The 15,786-nt window shown below is 30.8% G+C and carries 14 protein-coding genes and 1 pseudogene; 6 read left to right on the top strand and 9 right to left on the bottom strand.

Annotation, left to right across the window (positions count from 1 at the left end):
- The first annotated feature begins 20 nt into the window (after nt 1–20).
- Nucleotides 21–665, top strand: coding sequence for a transcriptional repressor LexA (gene lexA, locus EXD82_RS09465; RefSeq protein ID WP_142536676.1), 645 nt, complete (start codon nt 21–23; stop codon nt 663–665).
- Between the two features lie 40 nt (nt 666–705).
- On the opposite strand, the gene EXD82_RS09460 is transcribed toward lexA, so the two are convergent.
- The gene (locus tag EXD82_RS09460) at nt 706–1,806 is read right to left on the bottom strand and encodes a ComEC/Rec2 family competence protein (protein ID WP_142536675.1); all 1,101 of its coding nucleotides are present in this window, start codon (nt 1,804–1,806) and stop codon (nt 706–708) included.
- A gap of 194 nt (nt 1,807–2,000) precedes the next feature.
- Between EXD82_RS09460 and EXD82_RS09455 the strand changes: the two genes are divergently transcribed.
- Nucleotides 2,001–2,867 carry a YitT family protein gene (locus EXD82_RS09455; protein WP_142536674.1) on the top strand — a complete coding sequence of 289 codons (867 nt, stop codon included), beginning with the start codon at nt 2,001–2,003 and terminating at the stop codon, nt 2,865–2,867.
- Between the two features lie 77 nt (nt 2,868–2,944).
- Here EXD82_RS09455 and EXD82_RS09450 read toward each other — a convergent pair whose 3' ends face one another.
- The 6 genes from EXD82_RS09450 to EXD82_RS09425 all read right to left on the bottom strand — a co-directional run bounded on the left by EXD82_RS09450 (nt 2,945) and on the right by EXD82_RS09425 (nt 9,890).
- A complete protein-coding gene (locus EXD82_RS09450) occupies nt 2,945–4,135 on the bottom strand; it encodes an iron-containing alcohol dehydrogenase (RefSeq protein ID WP_142536673.1) in 1,191 nt (396 codons plus the stop codon).
- A gap of 238 nt (nt 4,136–4,373) precedes the next feature.
- Nucleotides 4,374–5,612, bottom strand: coding sequence for a metal-dependent hydrolase family protein (locus tag EXD82_RS09445; RefSeq protein ID WP_142536672.1), 1,239 nt, complete (start codon nt 5,610–5,612; stop codon nt 4,374–4,376).
- Between the two features lie 186 nt (nt 5,613–5,798).
- A complete protein-coding gene (gene grdF, locus EXD82_RS09440) occupies nt 5,799–7,118 on the bottom strand; it encodes a sarcosine reductase complex component B subunit beta (protein ID WP_142536671.1) in 1,320 nt (439 codons plus the stop codon).
- Nucleotides 7,119–7,136: 18 nt separating this feature from the next.
- Nucleotides 7,137–8,426 carry a sarcosine reductase complex component B subunit alpha gene (grdG, locus tag EXD82_RS09435; RefSeq protein WP_142536670.1) on the bottom strand — a complete coding sequence of 430 codons (1,290 nt, stop codon included), beginning with the start codon at nt 8,424–8,426 and terminating at the stop codon, nt 7,137–7,139.
- A gap of 285 nt (nt 8,427–8,711) precedes the next feature.
- A complete protein-coding gene (locus EXD82_RS09430; RefSeq protein WP_142536669.1) occupies nt 8,712–9,101 on the bottom strand; it encodes a GrdX family protein in 390 nt (129 codons plus the stop codon).
- A gap of 63 nt (nt 9,102–9,164) precedes the next feature.
- Nucleotides 9,165–9,890: a TetR/AcrR family transcriptional regulator gene (locus EXD82_RS09425; RefSeq protein ID WP_142536668.1), complete on the bottom strand. Its 726-nt coding sequence runs from the start codon at nt 9,888–9,890 to the stop codon at nt 9,165–9,167.
- A gap of 595 nt (nt 9,891–10,485) precedes the next feature.
- Here EXD82_RS09425 and EXD82_RS10340 point away from each other — a divergent pair.
- From EXD82_RS10340 to EXD82_RS09410, 4 genes and pseudogenes are all read left to right on the top strand, one after another.
- Entirely contained in the window at nt 10,486–11,355 is an 870-nt protein-coding gene (locus tag EXD82_RS10340; protein WP_246082047.1) for a sensor histidine kinase, read from the top strand.
- A gap of 106 nt (nt 11,356–11,461) precedes the next feature.
- Nucleotides 11,462–11,677, top strand: a pseudogene (locus tag EXD82_RS10540) (response regulator); the annotation flags it as partial.
- Nucleotides 11,657–12,196 (top strand): DNA-binding domain-containing protein, encoded by a 540-nt coding sequence (locus EXD82_RS10535; RefSeq protein ID WP_330573804.1) that lies wholly within the window; start codon nt 11,657–11,659, stop codon nt 12,194–12,196. The pseudogene EXD82_RS10540 and the gene EXD82_RS10535, both read left to right, overlap by 21 nt.
- 188 nt (nt 12,197–12,384) lie before the next feature.
- Nucleotides 12,385–13,428 carry a PTS sugar transporter subunit IIC gene (locus tag EXD82_RS09410; protein ID WP_142536666.1) on the top strand — a complete coding sequence of 348 codons (1,044 nt, stop codon included), beginning with the start codon at nt 12,385–12,387 and terminating at the stop codon, nt 13,426–13,428.
- Between the two features lie 111 nt (nt 13,429–13,539).
- Here the strand turns inward: EXD82_RS09410 and EXD82_RS09405 are convergent, their stop codons facing one another.
- Together EXD82_RS09405 and EXD82_RS09400 are read right to left on the bottom strand one after the other, a co-directional pair.
- Nucleotides 13,540–14,889, bottom strand: coding sequence for an MATE family efflux transporter (locus EXD82_RS09405; protein ID WP_142536665.1), 1,350 nt, complete (start codon nt 14,887–14,889; stop codon nt 13,540–13,542).
- Nucleotides 14,890–14,965: 76 nt separating this feature from the next.
- A complete protein-coding gene (locus EXD82_RS09400; protein WP_142536664.1) occupies nt 14,966–15,778 on the bottom strand; it encodes a MerR family transcriptional regulator in 813 nt (270 codons plus the stop codon).
- Between the last annotated feature and the right edge of the window lie 8 nt (nt 15,779–15,786).

Genomic DNA, 15,786 nt, shown 5'->3' with positions numbered 1-15,786 from the left:
TATGAAATGAGGGGATAAATATGTATCCGGATCTTAGCGATAGACAGTCAGCAGTTTTAGACTTTATAAAATCAGAAATAGCTTCAAAAGGATATCCACCTGCTGTTAGAGAAATATGTAAAGCTGTTGGTGTAAGTTCAACATCTACAGTTCATTCGCACCTTAATAAACTTGAAAAACTTGGGTATATAAGAAGAGACCCTACTAAACCAAGAGCAATTCTTGTTACTGATAAATCTAAAGATAAAGATGAAGCTATTGGATTAAATCAGGAAATCATTAATCTTCCTCTTGTTGGGGAAATAACTGCTGGACAACCTATTTTAGCTGAACAAAATATACAGGAATATATACCGCTGCCTTCATCATTTGTGAAGGGTAAAAATACTTTTATGCTTAAAGTAAAAGGAGAAAGTATGATAAATGCAGGAATTCTTGACGGAGATTATGTAATAATAGATAAACAGGAAACTGCAGAAAATAATCAGATTATTGCTGCTCTTGTTGACTCAGATACAGCTACAGTAAAAAGATTCTTTAAAGAAACTGATAGAATAAGGCTACAGCCTGAAAATGAATTTATGGAACCTATGTATTTCGAATTAAATCAAGTTAAAATTATAGGTGTTGTTACAGGAGTCTTTAGAGTTTATAGAAACATTTAATATTCTTAAATAAAAAAGAGATGGTATTACCATCTCTTTTTTATTTATTTTTCTCACATATTTTGCATAGCCTTTCTTTTCCACTATCTTCTATTGTTCCAGAATTTATAGACTTACTATTCTTAAGTCCATCACAATTTTTGTTACTGTGATATACTTTTCCATTCTTAGTCCAATAAACGATAGAGCCAGAATTGCTTGTATTACTTTCAGTTTCATCTTTATTACCTGTTAAGTAATCTCCTGGAATCGAATCTGTTTGTATACCATCTTCATTTATATAAAAAACTATATTTCCACACTCATCTGTTCTGTATGGTTTTAAATTTCGTTTTTTTAATTTTTCTATCGTCTCTTTATGTGGATGCCCATAATCGTTATTTTTGCCGCATAAAATTACAGTGTATTCAGGATTCACCTTATCCAAAAATGCTTCTGTTGTACTTGTTGAAGATCCATGATGTCCTAATTTTAATATATCAACATCAGGCATTTTATTTATTATTTCATATTCAACCTCTTTTTCAGCATCTCCCATCAAAAGTGTTTTACTATTTCCACATGTATAAAGTATTACCAAAGATTCATTATTCGTATCACTTCCACCATTAGTATTGAATACCTCAAAGTATGATTTCCCAAGGTAAAATTTTTTATTTTCAAGAGGTACTGACGGATCAAGATTTTTTTCTGCCATAGCATTTACAAAATCTCTGTATGTTTTTGTTTCTGAATCACCATTTGATATGAAAACTCGATCTACTTTTATATTTTCAATAACGGAATCAAGACCTCCGATATGATCTGCATGTGCATGCGTAGCTATTACATACTTAAGCTCTTCTACACCATTATTATTGAGATAATCTACTATACGATCCTCATCATCATTATCTCCTGCATCAATAAGCATTGCATCGCTCCCCTCTTTTATAAGGATTGCATCACTGTTGCCTGTATCAATAAAGTGAATTTCTGCTTTGCCTGTTTCTGAATCATTAATTTTATCTGAAGTAGTACTATATGAACTATCCAATTTATCATAATCTGATAAATCTTCCTTATCAGAAGAGCATCCTGATAAGAGCAAAGTAATTGATAATAAACTTGTTAATAATATTTTTATAGAATTTTTAATCATTTTTTCCTCCTTATGAATATCATCTCTACATTATATCATAGATAATTTTAATATCATAATTTTTTTAAAATATAAATTTATTTTGTACTGTTGAATAACTCTTATCTTGAGTATATAATATAAAATAGTGATTTTAATGTAACTTATATTAGACATTATTATTTTTAAACTAAAACTTAATACGGAGGTATATAATGAAAGAAAATTTATCAAAAAATATACTTTTTAATATTGTAGCTATCCTTTTCGGTAATGCTCTTTATGCACTGGCTGTTGTACTGTTTATTGTACCTAATGGACTTATTACTGGTGGTACAACCGGTCTTTCTCTTCTATTTTTTAACCAGTTTGGTTTTCCGATAGCTATATTTAATTATCTATTTAATACAGCGATGTTTATAATAGGCTTTATTGTACTTGGTAAAAGATTCGCTCTTACAACACTTATAAGTACTTTCTTTTATCCTACAGCATTTGCTTTTTTCGAAAAAACTATTGGATATGCAGGTATGACAGAAAACACTCTTCTTGCTGTTATATGTGCGGGTATAATGATAGGTGTTGCTATCGGAATAGTAATAAAGTGTGGTGCTTCTACAGGAGGAATGGATATACCCCCACTTGTTCTTAATAAGAAATTTGGTATTCCTGTTGCTGTAGCAATGTATGGATTTGATTTTATGATACTTTTATCTCAGATGATTTTTTCAAATAAGGAAATGGTTCTTTATGGGCTTTTACTTGTCCTTACGTACACTACTGTACTAAATAATGTATTAATGTTTGGAAAATCTCAGACACAGGTAAAAATTGTGTCAAAAGAATATGAAAAGATAAATAATATGGTTATCACAGAGTTAGATAGAGGAACTACTCTTATAAAGGCAGAAACAGGATATCTAAAAAATGAATATCCTATGGTTCTGACTGTTGTTTCAAACAGAGAACTTGCTGCATTAAATCAAAAGGTTCTGGATATAGATTCCAATGCATTTATGATTATCAGTAAAGTCAATGAAGTTCATGGAAGAGGATTTACACTAAAAAAAGAATTTCTTTAATATAATAAAAATACAGCAGGGAAAATATAATCCCTGCTGTATTTATTTATAGAAGATTATTGTGAAAAAGCTATTTATTAAAAATCAACCTCTTCATCATAGAAACATGCTTTTAATAATTTTGCCATCTGTTCAGGATTTATTTCTCTTGGGTTTGATCCTGTACATGCGTCACCAACTGCAAGTTCAGCTACCTGTGGAAGTTTATCCATGAATTCTTTTTCATCTATTATTCCACCTTCATAATCTTTTATACATGTAGCTATATTAAGTTCTTTGTTCATTTCTTTTATTCTATTTATTAAAGCTTCTGTAAGTTCTTCTGCTGTATTTCCTTCTAATTTAAGATGTCTTGCTATCTGTGCATATCTTTCAGCAGCTTCTTCATTTTTGGCATTAAATTTTATAACTTTTGGAAGATACATTGCATTTGCAGCACCATGAACTATATGTCCTCCTGAATAAGCAGCTCCTGTTTTATGGGCCATAGAATGAACTATTCCTAAAAGTGCATTAGAGAATGCCATTCCAGCAAGACACTGAGCATCATGCATTATAGCTCTTGCTTTCATATCTCCATTATAAGAAGATACAAGATTTTCACTTATAAGTTTTATAGCATGTAGTGCTAATGGATCAGTATATTCACAATGTAATGTAGAAACATATGCTTCTATAGCATGAGTCATTGCGTCCATACCAGTATTTGCTGTTAATTTTGGAGGCATTTTTTCTGCTATTTCTGGGTCTACAATAGCAATATCTGGAGTAATATTAAAATCTGCAAGAGGATATTTGATTCCTTTTTCATAGTCAGTTATTACTGAAAATGCAGTAACTTCTGTTGCTGTACCTGATGTAGATGGTATTGCACAGAAATGAGCTTTTGTTCTTAATGTAGGGAAGTTAAAAGGAACACATAAATCCTCAAAAGTAACATCTGGGTATTCATAGAATGCCCACATTGCTTTTGCAGCATCTATAGGAGATCCTCCACCTATTGAAACTATCCAATCTGGTTCAAATTCCTGCATAACTGCAGCACCTTTCATTACTGTTTCCACAGATGGATCCGGTTCAACACCTTCAAATAATTTTACTTCTAATCCTGCTTCTTCAAGGTAAGAAACAACTTTATCAAGGAATCCGAATCTTTTCATAGATCCTCCCCCGACAACTACTACTGCTTTTTTACCTTTTATTGTCTTAAGTGCTTCTAAAGCGCCTTCTCCATGATATAAGTCACGTGGTAAAGTAAATCTGTACATATTAAATGTCATCTCCTTAAAAATACTATTTAAATTATGTTAATTATCTAACAATATTATATTAACACTTATTTTTATTTTTTGCAATAGATACAACTAAGTTTTATAATTAAATATTTCTATTTTTAAATAGTAATTATAAAAGGAATTCTATGTATTTATTATTTATAATATTTTAATATATATTGATATTAATTTATCATATTTTTCTATGAATATTCACGCATATATATTTATTTTACATATTCATATTTTTAGTACCTACATATCTTACTCCATTCTCAAATACCTTTTTACCACCAAGCATTACATATTTTACATTATTTAAACATTTTATGTCTTCACTAAGATTTCCTTCTACAACTAATATATCTGCATCAAGTCCATCTTTTATAAGTCCTCTTTCATTTTCAACTCCAAGAACCTTTGCTGGATTTGAAGTTGCAGTCTGTATAGCCTGTACAGGTGTTATACCATATTCTACCATATATTGAAGTTCTCTATTTATTGGCATGAATGGTGAATTATACATTACCATATCAGTTCCTGCTATAACAGTTACTCCTGTATCATAAAACTTTTTAAAGTTATCTCTATATGCTTTATACGCAGGTTCAAAATATTCATAATCTTTCATTTCCTTCTGCATTACAGGATCATTTACAGGAGCCCCCGCATTCTTTTCAATATTTTCTTTACATATATCATATAACAGTGTATATGCCATAATTGTAGGTGTCCATGCTATGCCTTTTTCAGCCATTTGTTTTGCATGATCTTCTGTCATAAATGTAGCATGCTCTATTGTATCGAAACCTGCATTTATACACATTTGAATATTTGGATTTGTTCCCGCATGAACTGCACATTTGATTCCTCTTCTGTGACATTCATCTACTGCTGCATTAAGTTCCTCCTGTGTAAATTCAGGTGTATGAGTTCTATGACTTGTAAGAACTTTTACCCACTCTGCACCATCCCTTACCTGCTTTCTTATCTCTTTTCTTACTTCCCATGGTCCATCAACCTGCTCAACTTCTTCCCATGCATGTCCACCTGTCATACATATACCTGTATCAGTATGAGTAAGTCTTGGAATAGTTATGAATCCCTTTTCTGCTGCTAATTTAAGATTCTTGCATACACCATGGGCAGAAGAAAGGTCTCTTATAGATGTTATACCTCTTTCAAATGCTGCCTGAGCATGCTGAAGAGCGTATAACATTATCAGCTGTTCTCCATAGTTAAAACTATCTGGCTGAGAATACCAATAACCAAGATGTACATGCATATCAAAAAGTCCTGGTAGTATTGTAGATTCTCCAAAATCCTTTACTTCTTCATCAGGAAATTCTTTTGAGACATTTTCTAAACTGCCAACCATTTTTATCTTTCCGTATTCATCCAATACAACTGCATTATTTTTCAAAACGGTTTTCCCATCACCAGTAATGATATATTTTGCTTTTAAAATCATTAAAATCACCTCTAAATAATATTTTCACATTATTATACTCTTTTAAATTTATATTTACTACAATTCATCAATCGTTTATTGTTTCATCTGTCATATTAGATTATAGATTTTTTCTAGAAAAAAGAGCCTATGTATTATATAGGCTCTTTTTTAATATTATTAAATATTTATTTTCAAGAAAATTTATTAAAAATTATCATCTTCAAATACAGTCTGACCATCAACTGGTGTCTGAAGAACTCTTAATGCTCTTTTAACCATATTTCTTCTTATTTTTTTAGAATCTGCCTCACCCTGAGTAGGATCACCTATTGGATAAGGAATACCTACACCTGGTATAATTCTGTTAGCTCCTATTGTAAGTGAAATTGGAACTACTGTAGCCATATGAACTACTGGTATACCATATTTTTCTATACCTTTTACCATTGTTGCACCGCAACGAGTACAAGTACCTCATGTAGAAACAAGTATAACACCATCTACACCATCTGCTATAAGTTTTTTACCTATCTCATCACCAAATTTTGCAGCACTTCCTGTTGCTGTACCAGTTCCTGTAGTTGTAAAGAAAGAGTTATAAAGTTTTCCAAATTCACCTTCTGATTCAAGTTCTCTAAGTACATCAAGAGGAACTACAAGGTTTGGATTTTCCATAACAAACTGTCTGTCATATCCACCATGTATTGTTGTAAATTCTTCAGCAAGCATTTTTTCTTTACCTGCTATGCTGTATTCCCCAAATTTAGTTGCATTTGAAGATTCAATATGATCAGGATTTCCTGTAGGAACAATTCCGCCAGAAGTAACTATTGCTATAGTAGCATTTTTTATATCTTTTATAGGTTCAGCTGGCTCTACTCTATCAAATACAGGCATTTCATATTCTGTCTGATATTCTTCACCATTAAGTTTTTTAAGTAGCATATCTATAGCTCTTTCAGAACCTCTTTTTTCTGCAAAGTAATTTACTCTTATTCCTCTTTCTATATAACCTTCTTCTTTAGGTCCTAATATTTCCTCTTCTTCAGCTAGTTTTTTAACTATTTTAGCCATTTTAGGAAGAACTTTTCTCATTCCTACTGCTGAGTCTGGAGTTTCTACTATTATAAGATCTTTTCTGAACATATCTACACCTGGATTTTCCACATACATACCTGTAACTGTAGGTATATTTAATCTTTCTTCTACAGCTTTGCATACAGTACCACATGCAACCCCATATCTACCAGCGTTAAATGCAGGACCAGCAACTACAACATCCGGAGCAAATTTTTCTACCATTCCTATAACTGTATCTGTTGCTTCATCAAGATTCTCACCAAAATAGTTATCACCACATATTATTGTTGCAACAACTTCATAATCTTCTCCTAGAGTCTCCTGTAGTTTTGCACCAGGGCCCACTGCACCTTCTCTAAGCTCAGGTTTGTAATCTGCCATATCTTCTCCACCTATACCGGCAAAGAACTGATTTATATAATGAACTATCTTATATTTTGCCATAATAAATGCATCCCCTTTCTAATAACCTTTTGCTGCTAACTTATTGAATCCATTTGCTATTGTTGAAGCTATTATTATCTGAAGCTCAGCATCGAAGCTTCCATCAGGATTCATACATCCAGCCCATCCACCTATCTGGCTTTCTATGTAATCTGTCATACCGATTACTTTATCCATAGCTGGGAAATGAAGAACTGCGTTACCCTGTCCACAAGATACCATTGCATCTGCTTCTTCGCATGTATCAGCAAGAGACTGAGACTTACCATCTTTACCAGGGAATTCATCAGTTATTATTGCCACTTTTACTCCTTTGTTGGCTACTTTTTTACAGTTCATCATAAGGTCTGTATCAGGATTTCCGTATCCCTCTTCAGTTATTAGAAGTCCATCTAATCCCATCCACTCTGCAAGTTTTGCAACCATATCAGAGTGTCTTTCTTTATCTGCAAGGAATACATTTTCGTTAGTAAGGATAACACCCATGAAGTTTAAATCTTTTCCATGACGTTTGAATAAATCTTCTATTACCGGGTTATGGAAATGATGATATGTAGTAACCTTGTCACAAGGAGCAACACAGTTACCAGATACTATTGCTCCATCCATTATTTCCTCAGGATACATAAATGTAGGAACAATCTGTTTAGCGTCCACTCCATAGTAGAATGTATCATGAAGAAGTCCCTGAGACTGAAGCATATGTACATATCCTACTTTTGGAAGGTCCGGATATTCTTTCGCCTGCTCAAATATAGGTTTTGTTTCAAAAGTTTCCACTGTGTCAGGTTCTACATCTTTTCCTGCTTTTCCAAGATATGAAGCAACTTTAAGACCAGCTAGTCTTGCTGCTTTTTCATAAACATGAGTTTCTATATTCTCTTTAGGTTCTACTATTACACATAAGTTATTTGTCTTTGAAAAAGGAGTATAATCAGCTGCAGGTCCACTCATGTCTATTACACCTTCCTGGAAACCTACAATTTTACCTACAGTAACAACACATGCTCCTTCAAGCGCATGAGTTCTACCGCTTCCTACTGGAGGAGTTACTTTTCCTATTACACCTGGGAATATTTCTCCACCACCGCTAACTTTTACTCTAGGCTCTATTACATCTTTTACCGGTGTTATTCTTACTGATTCTCCCGGTTTTGCTATATCAACCTTGCAATCGATAAGTTTGTCATCTTCAAGTACAAGATCGATTACTTCCTGTTTGTTGACATAAAGAGTATGGTCTTTTACAACTGTTTCATCACCAAACTGAATGTCATCAATAAATATTTTGCCTAATTCTAGTTTCATGTAGCTACCCCCTTTAAAATAGTTATCGTGATAACATAAAGTTAAAATTTAAATTTGCCCTATTTTACTTTTATAAAATCAGACAAATTTTAAAATAGATTTGCTATAGATTATTTCTATATCTTGATAATATCATATAAGAAAACGATTGTCTACCATTTAACTATTAAATTTTAACCATTTAACTAAAAATAGATTCCTCTAAATATATAATTAGAGGAATCTATTTTTATCTGATTTAAAATTGGTTAAATTCAAAAGATGTTTATTCGTATTAAATGATTGTTAGACTATTCTTGAAATAACATTATCTATAATTGATAAATCGATTTTTTTATAATCATTCTGTATATTTTCAGGATATTCAGGGGTAACTCTTATTTCATTAAACTTATTAAACGTATCAATTGCCTTTTCTATAAGCATAACAGAATCGACATTTTCCTTATTATCAGAAGTAGGATATAATATTACACTTCTATACGGAGTTTGATTGGGCTTTAAACTTCCGGCTTGTGGATGAGTTAATAATTTATGCTTATTATAAATATAATCCCTTGCCTGTATAAGAACATCTTTATAGCTTTTCACATACTCAATCTTCATTAAGCTAGAATACTTATCAACTACAAGAGTATTATTTGTCATAATAATACAGTCTTCTATTTTAAACATATTATTATACCTCCAATACAATTGAATATTATTTATGTTTATAATAATACATTATTATATTTTTTACAAACGTTCTTTTTCAGATGATCCAAATAATTTTTCCGTATATTTAAAATCATCTGCATACATTTCTGCAATATCTTTTACATCTTCGACAAAACATTTTACCCTGTTTTCTATATCACATTCTTTTATTCCATTTAATAATATATCTTTTAAATATCCCATATATAGAGTACATTCCATATGATTCATTCTTTTTGCATTATATTCACTTATTTTTCCAGCTTTTACACATTGAATACACATTTCATAGTCTCTTTCATAAAAATCCGGATTTTCAAGCATGATTCTTAGATGATTATTAAATACACTTATATTTTCTGGAAACATATTATAATATTCCTTTACCGCAGTTCCAAGTTTTTTACTATTTTCATGAAAAAACAACATATCAAAGGCTTCCGGATATTTAAACGCTGCTCTCGTATAACATTCCCAGACACCTAAATGTTGATCCCAGACATTCTTCCATGTTTTTTCTGCTCTATTCAAATCTATAAGATAACTATTCAAAAAACCCATATTTGCATAAAAAAGAAGTTCATCCAAATTTTTAAAATATCTATATAGACATGTTGAGCTACAACCCATTTCCTTTGCAAGCCTTCTTATAGATATTCCCTTCGTTCCCTCATCTTTAATTATTTCAAATGCCTTTTGTATATAATCCCTTCTATTTAAATCTTTAAAGTATCTATTTTCTATATTTGTTGTATTATCAGTCATAAAATCACCCCGAAATTATATTTATAAAATAATTATATCACAATTAAACATAATATTTACTTTACAAATCTTTTAATAGTAGGTAATGCATGTTAAAATATTATTGATATATTGAATTAATATATACCATTATATATTTTTCCTATATAATTATTTATAAAAATGAAAGGAATTGCTTATGAGAAAAAATATCAACTCCGATATATTTACTCGATTAAAGACAATAATTATATTTAGTCTTATTGTTATATTCTTGGCTCAGTTTAGTATGAACCTGTTTATGAGTAGTTTCAAAATATCAATTGGTATAATAATTTTGCCGGTATTTATATTTCTACTTAATGATTTTCCGCTTTTACCTGTCTCTTTTTGTTCAGGAATTGGTGTATTTATAAGTCGTTTTTTATCAGATTGGCTAAAATACGGCGTTAAGGAAAACATTATTTCTAACTATATGCCGGAAATGTTCTTTTATATAATGTATGGACTATTGCTGAATATATATATTACCAAGAGAAAGAGTATATTTAAAAATGACTACGATATATTATATTTTGTAATGATGGACTATGCTGCAAACCTCACAGAGATTCTTTTGAGATTTGATATTGCTTCTTTATCTGCAACAACTCAAATCAGTCTGATAATTGTAGCTGTTTTTAGATCATTTGTTATTTGGGCAATTATAACAGTTCTAAAAAAATATCATTTATCTTTTATGAAAGAAGAACATTCAAATAGATATAAAAGACTTATGATTCTGATATCTAAATTAAATGATGAAATCATATGGATGAAAAAAAATACCTTTCTCATTGAAGAAACTATGAATTCATCATATAAATTATTTAATGATTTAAGAAAAAATAATGCGGATGAGCTTCTTTCAAAAGATGCCTTAAAAGTTGCAAATGATATACATGAAATAAAAAAAGAATACCAGATTATTTTAAGAGGTATATCTGAAGCTATGCAGCTTAACTTAGATAATGACGGTATGTATTTAGAAGATATTATAAAGGTAACTGAATCAGCTATAAAATATGATGCAAGTCTGGTTAACAAGGAAATTATATTCAAAAGTGAGCATCCTTCCGGAATATATACTGATAAGCACTATTTTATTATGTCTATTTTCAGAAATATATTTACAAATTCATTGGAAGCAAGTAATACAAAAGATGTTTGTATATATCTCAAAGTATATAATGAAAACAATTCTTATATATTTTCAATAATGGATGATGGCCCAGGTATATCTGAAGAAAACATACATGAAATTTTCGAGCCTGGTTTTTCCACAAAAATAAATTATGATACTGGAGAAATAAACAGAGGACTAGGACTTAATCTTGTAAAAGATATTGTTGAAAAACAGTTCAACGGAAGTATTTGCGTTGAATCTGTTTCTGGAAGTACAACTTTTTTTATAAAAATACCAGAAGAGGAGTTAAGGGTGAAATAATATGAAATTTTATTTAATAGACGACGATAGAAACATAAGAAAAATATTAAAACTTATAATAACAGATAGAAAATTAGGCGAAGTATGAGGTTCCTGTGGAAATGCAGAGGATGCATTGGAGGATTTAAAACTTGTAAAACCGGATATTATATTAGTTGATCTTCTTATGCCAGAGATGGATGGTATAACCTTCATTAAAAAATCAAAAGAAATAGATCCTGATTTTCATTTTGTCATGATTTCTCAAGTGTCATCTAAAGATATGATCTCTGAAGCATACGAGTGTGGTGTTGAGTTTTATATTCAAAAACCTATAAATAGTATAGAAGTTGAGTCTGTTCTTAAAAATATCAGTCAATCACTGATTCTTAAAAGAACAGTAGAAAAAGTACAGTCTCTATTCAATACAAATCTATCTTTTAATTCTTCACCTGTACAGGATGAAAAATACTGGCTTCCTAAATTAAAAACAATTCTACAAAAGTTAGGAATAATCGGAGAAATTGGAAGTAAAGATATTATAACTATTATAAACTATATGATGGAAAATGGAGAAACACTTGAAAATTCTACTCTTAACGAATTGTGCTCCAAATTTACTGACAACCCAAAATCTATGGAACAAAGAATGAGAAGAGCTGCAAATACAGGTATGATAAATCTTGCAAACCTTGGTCTTGAAGACTATTCCAATGATGTATTTACAGAATATTCTACCAATCTATATAATTTCGAACAGGTAAGAAAAGAAATGGATTATATAAGAGGAAAAAGCTGCAAACATGGAAATGTTAAAATCAAAAACTTTTTGAACTCTATAATGTTATATATACAGGATTAAAAAGATAAAAAATATTTGTTCTACATAAATATTTTTATGGTCATAAATTTCGCACAAAAAATTTGTTAAATTTTATGCAGCTTTTTTTGAAACTTTCTGAAACTTTTTAAAACCTATATTATATATTAATATCAACGATAAGAAAGCCTTTTCTTATCAGTTTAATCTATAGTATGAGGTGGAAGCGTATGATGACAATTTTATCTGGAATCGGTCTGCTATTACTTACTTTAGCAGGATTCTCTCTATTCAGTTTTAAAATGCCTAAAGGTTCAGTTGCTATGGGTGGTATGGCGAATGCAGCAGTTGCTACATTTCTAGTTGAAGCCATTCATAAATATATAACAGGAGATTTTCTTGGAATTTCTTTCCTTGCAGAAGTAGGTGCTACTTCTGGTGGAATGGGTGGCGTTGCTTCAGCAATCGCAGTTCCAATAGCTATGGGAGCAAACCCTGTTTTATCAATAGTTGCAGGTGTTGCTTGTGGAGGATACGGTATTCTTCCTGGATTTGTAGCTGGTTATATAATAGGTTTCATAATTCCTTTAATAGAAAAATATCTTCCTGAGGGACTTGACCTTATATTAGGAACTTTACTTATAGCTCCTCTTGCAAGATTTATCGCTATGGCTGTAGATCCTGTTGTAAACTCTACTCTACTTAGAATAGGTGCAACTATATCTGCTGCTGCAGAGCAGTCTCCTCTTGTAATGGGACTTCTACTTGGTGGAATAATGAAAATAATATGTACATCTCCTCTAAGTTCAATGGCTCTTACTGCTATGATAGGACTTGATGGTCTTGCCATGGGTATAGCTGCTATCGCATGTTTTGGAGGATCTTTCACAAATGGATTTATATTCCATGAATTAAAACTAGGAGATAAAAGTAACGTTATAGCTGTTATGCTTGAACCTCTTACTCAGGCACCTCTGGTTACCGCCAATCCAATACCTATATTCTGTTCAAACTTCTTTGGAGGAGGTTTAGCTGGTATGGGTGCTGCATACCTTCATATAATAAATAATGCACCTGGTACTGCATCTCCAATACCTGGTATGCTTGCTCCATTCGCATTTAATGAACCTTCAAAAGTTTTAATGGCACTTGCTATAGCTGCTGCCGGAGGATCTCTTGCAGGATTTATAGGTGGTAAGATAGTATTCAAAAATTATAAAGTTACTAGAAAAGCTGATCTGGAAAGAAGAGCTGGAGTTATAACAGAAGCATAGTCTCTGCTTTTCTTCCTTTCTTAATAAACCACAATTCAAAAAAGATGCTATATATAAATATATTATATATAGCATCTTTTTATATTGTTTATATACATTATTGTTTTCTTTTTATATACTTTCAGTTGATATTTCTCTTTTATACTCTATATTAGGACTCTTAAACACAAGGCTTAATACAGATAATAAAATCTGTATTGCTGGATATGCCATCCATACACCTGTAAGGCCAAATAATTCTGTAAATACAATAAGCATCATAGGAGCAATTACAATAGGTTCTATATATATCAGTATATTACTGAATTTAGTTTTATTTGTTGCATAAAAATATGCACTTGTTACTCTTGTAACTCCAAAGAATGCATATGCAAATGATGTTGTTTTTAGTGCTAAAACTGTTTCACTCATAAGAGCCTGTGATATATTGAAATACTCTGCAAGTTTAGTGCTGAATACTACAGTCATAAGCATTAAAAATATTGAAAATACGGCACAAAGTAAAAAGGCTTTATTATATACATATTCAAGTTCTCTATCTTTTTTTGCTCCGTAGTAGTAACTTAAAAGAGGCTGAACTCCATCTCCTATACCCTGTATAAGCAACTGTGCACATGCTAATACATAACTTATCACAGAATATATTGCCGCAGCTCCATCTCCACCATATTCTAAGCATTTCCAGTTTGTAAGAATTATTATTATAGAAGGAACAAGTGTCTGTCCAAATGGAGATACAGCTATCTTTAATATTCTTTTAATTTTTTCTATATCTGGTTTTAAGAAAGATATATCAAAAGTTTTTCTATTTAATTTTATTACATATATTATATTTAAAGATGCAACAACACCCTGAGCAGTAATTGTAGCCCGCGCTGCTCCAAACATTCCTAAATTCATTTTATATATAAAAACATAATCAAGTATTATATTTGTAACAAGACCAGCAACCATATTTCTAGTAGCTACTATTGGTTTTCCCTGATTTCTTACTATTGGGTTAAGTCCGTTTCCTAAGACAGGAAGCATTCCACCTATAAGTATTGTAGTTATATAATCATTTGCTCCGTCAAATATTGCTCCCTTTGCTCCAAGAAAATCAAGCAGAACATCTTTTGTAGCAAGGAAAAATAAAGGTAATATTATACCGAATAAAAGAAGCATACCTATAGTAAGTATTGCACTGTGGTTCATTTCCTTCTCATTTTCTTCACCTTTGTATATTGAAACCAGTACAGAACCCCCTATTCCAATACCGATGGCAGTTGCATTCAGAACTACCTGAATCGGATAAACGATATTTATAGCTGCAAGTCCTGCATCACCAATGCTATTTCCAACAAATAGTCCATCTACTATAGAATAAAATCCACTGAAAAGCATTGCTATCATTGACGGTATTACATAATGTCTAAATTGTTTATTTATTCTTTTTTTATCTATTGTCATCTCATTTAACATATTAAAACCTCCTCATCGATTAATCACAAAGAAGATTCTAAACTATGGTCTTAGACAATAGTCAACATATTTTTAATTATTTTTTTATTTTTATATAAATTTCTGAGTAGTGATGATCCTTATCTGAATATGTTGTAGTATTAATTTCATGAGCTATTATAAAATTATCCAACCTTATATTATTTTTATCCGCATATTCATATATTTTATTTACTGCATTTATGTCAAGCTTACCATTTTTAAGAGGTGAAACTATACTTAATGCTTCGAACTCCTCAATAAATGTATTATCAGAGCTAAAATCTTCTTTATCAATTCCATCAGAAAGATCCTCCAGTATTGATTCTTCAATTGTATAGAATATCTTCTGTTCATTCATACTTTTGTCATACGACTTTATGACTGCTCCCAAAACAAACTCTTCTCTTGTTATCTTAGGAAGATTGTTTACTACTGTATTAGATGCACTTTTGCCAAATTCATCATATTCAAACAATATATATGACTTTTCAAATTTCTTTCTTTTAACCTCAAATTCATTTGATATAGCCGGTTTTAATACAGAGCACAAATAATCAAGCTTTTTTATCAATTGTTGCTCATACTTGATTCTTATTTTTGTTTCTGCACTTTTTTTCTCCAAAAGAGATAAAATCATTTTTTCGTCATTTTCATTCATTATTGAATACATATCAGACACCGATAAATCAAGATTTCTATAAAATATAATATCCAATATTTCAAGTATATTGCCTAAATCATATTCTCTATATCTATTATTAGGGTTTATAGTTGGATGTATCATATTCTTTTTCTCATAAAATCTTATTGTATCTATTGTTATATTAAGCATTTTTGATACTTCTGAAATTGAATAGGTCTTTTTCATTTTTACCT

It is taken from the genome of Peptacetobacter hominis (assembly GCF_006861675.1).
GTDB lineage: Bacteria > Bacillota > Clostridia > Peptostreptococcales > Peptostreptococcaceae > Peptacetobacter > Peptacetobacter hominis.
The sequence above is the reverse complement of the archived record's forward strand: the minus strand, read 5'-3'. Positions and strand labels throughout refer to the sequence as shown.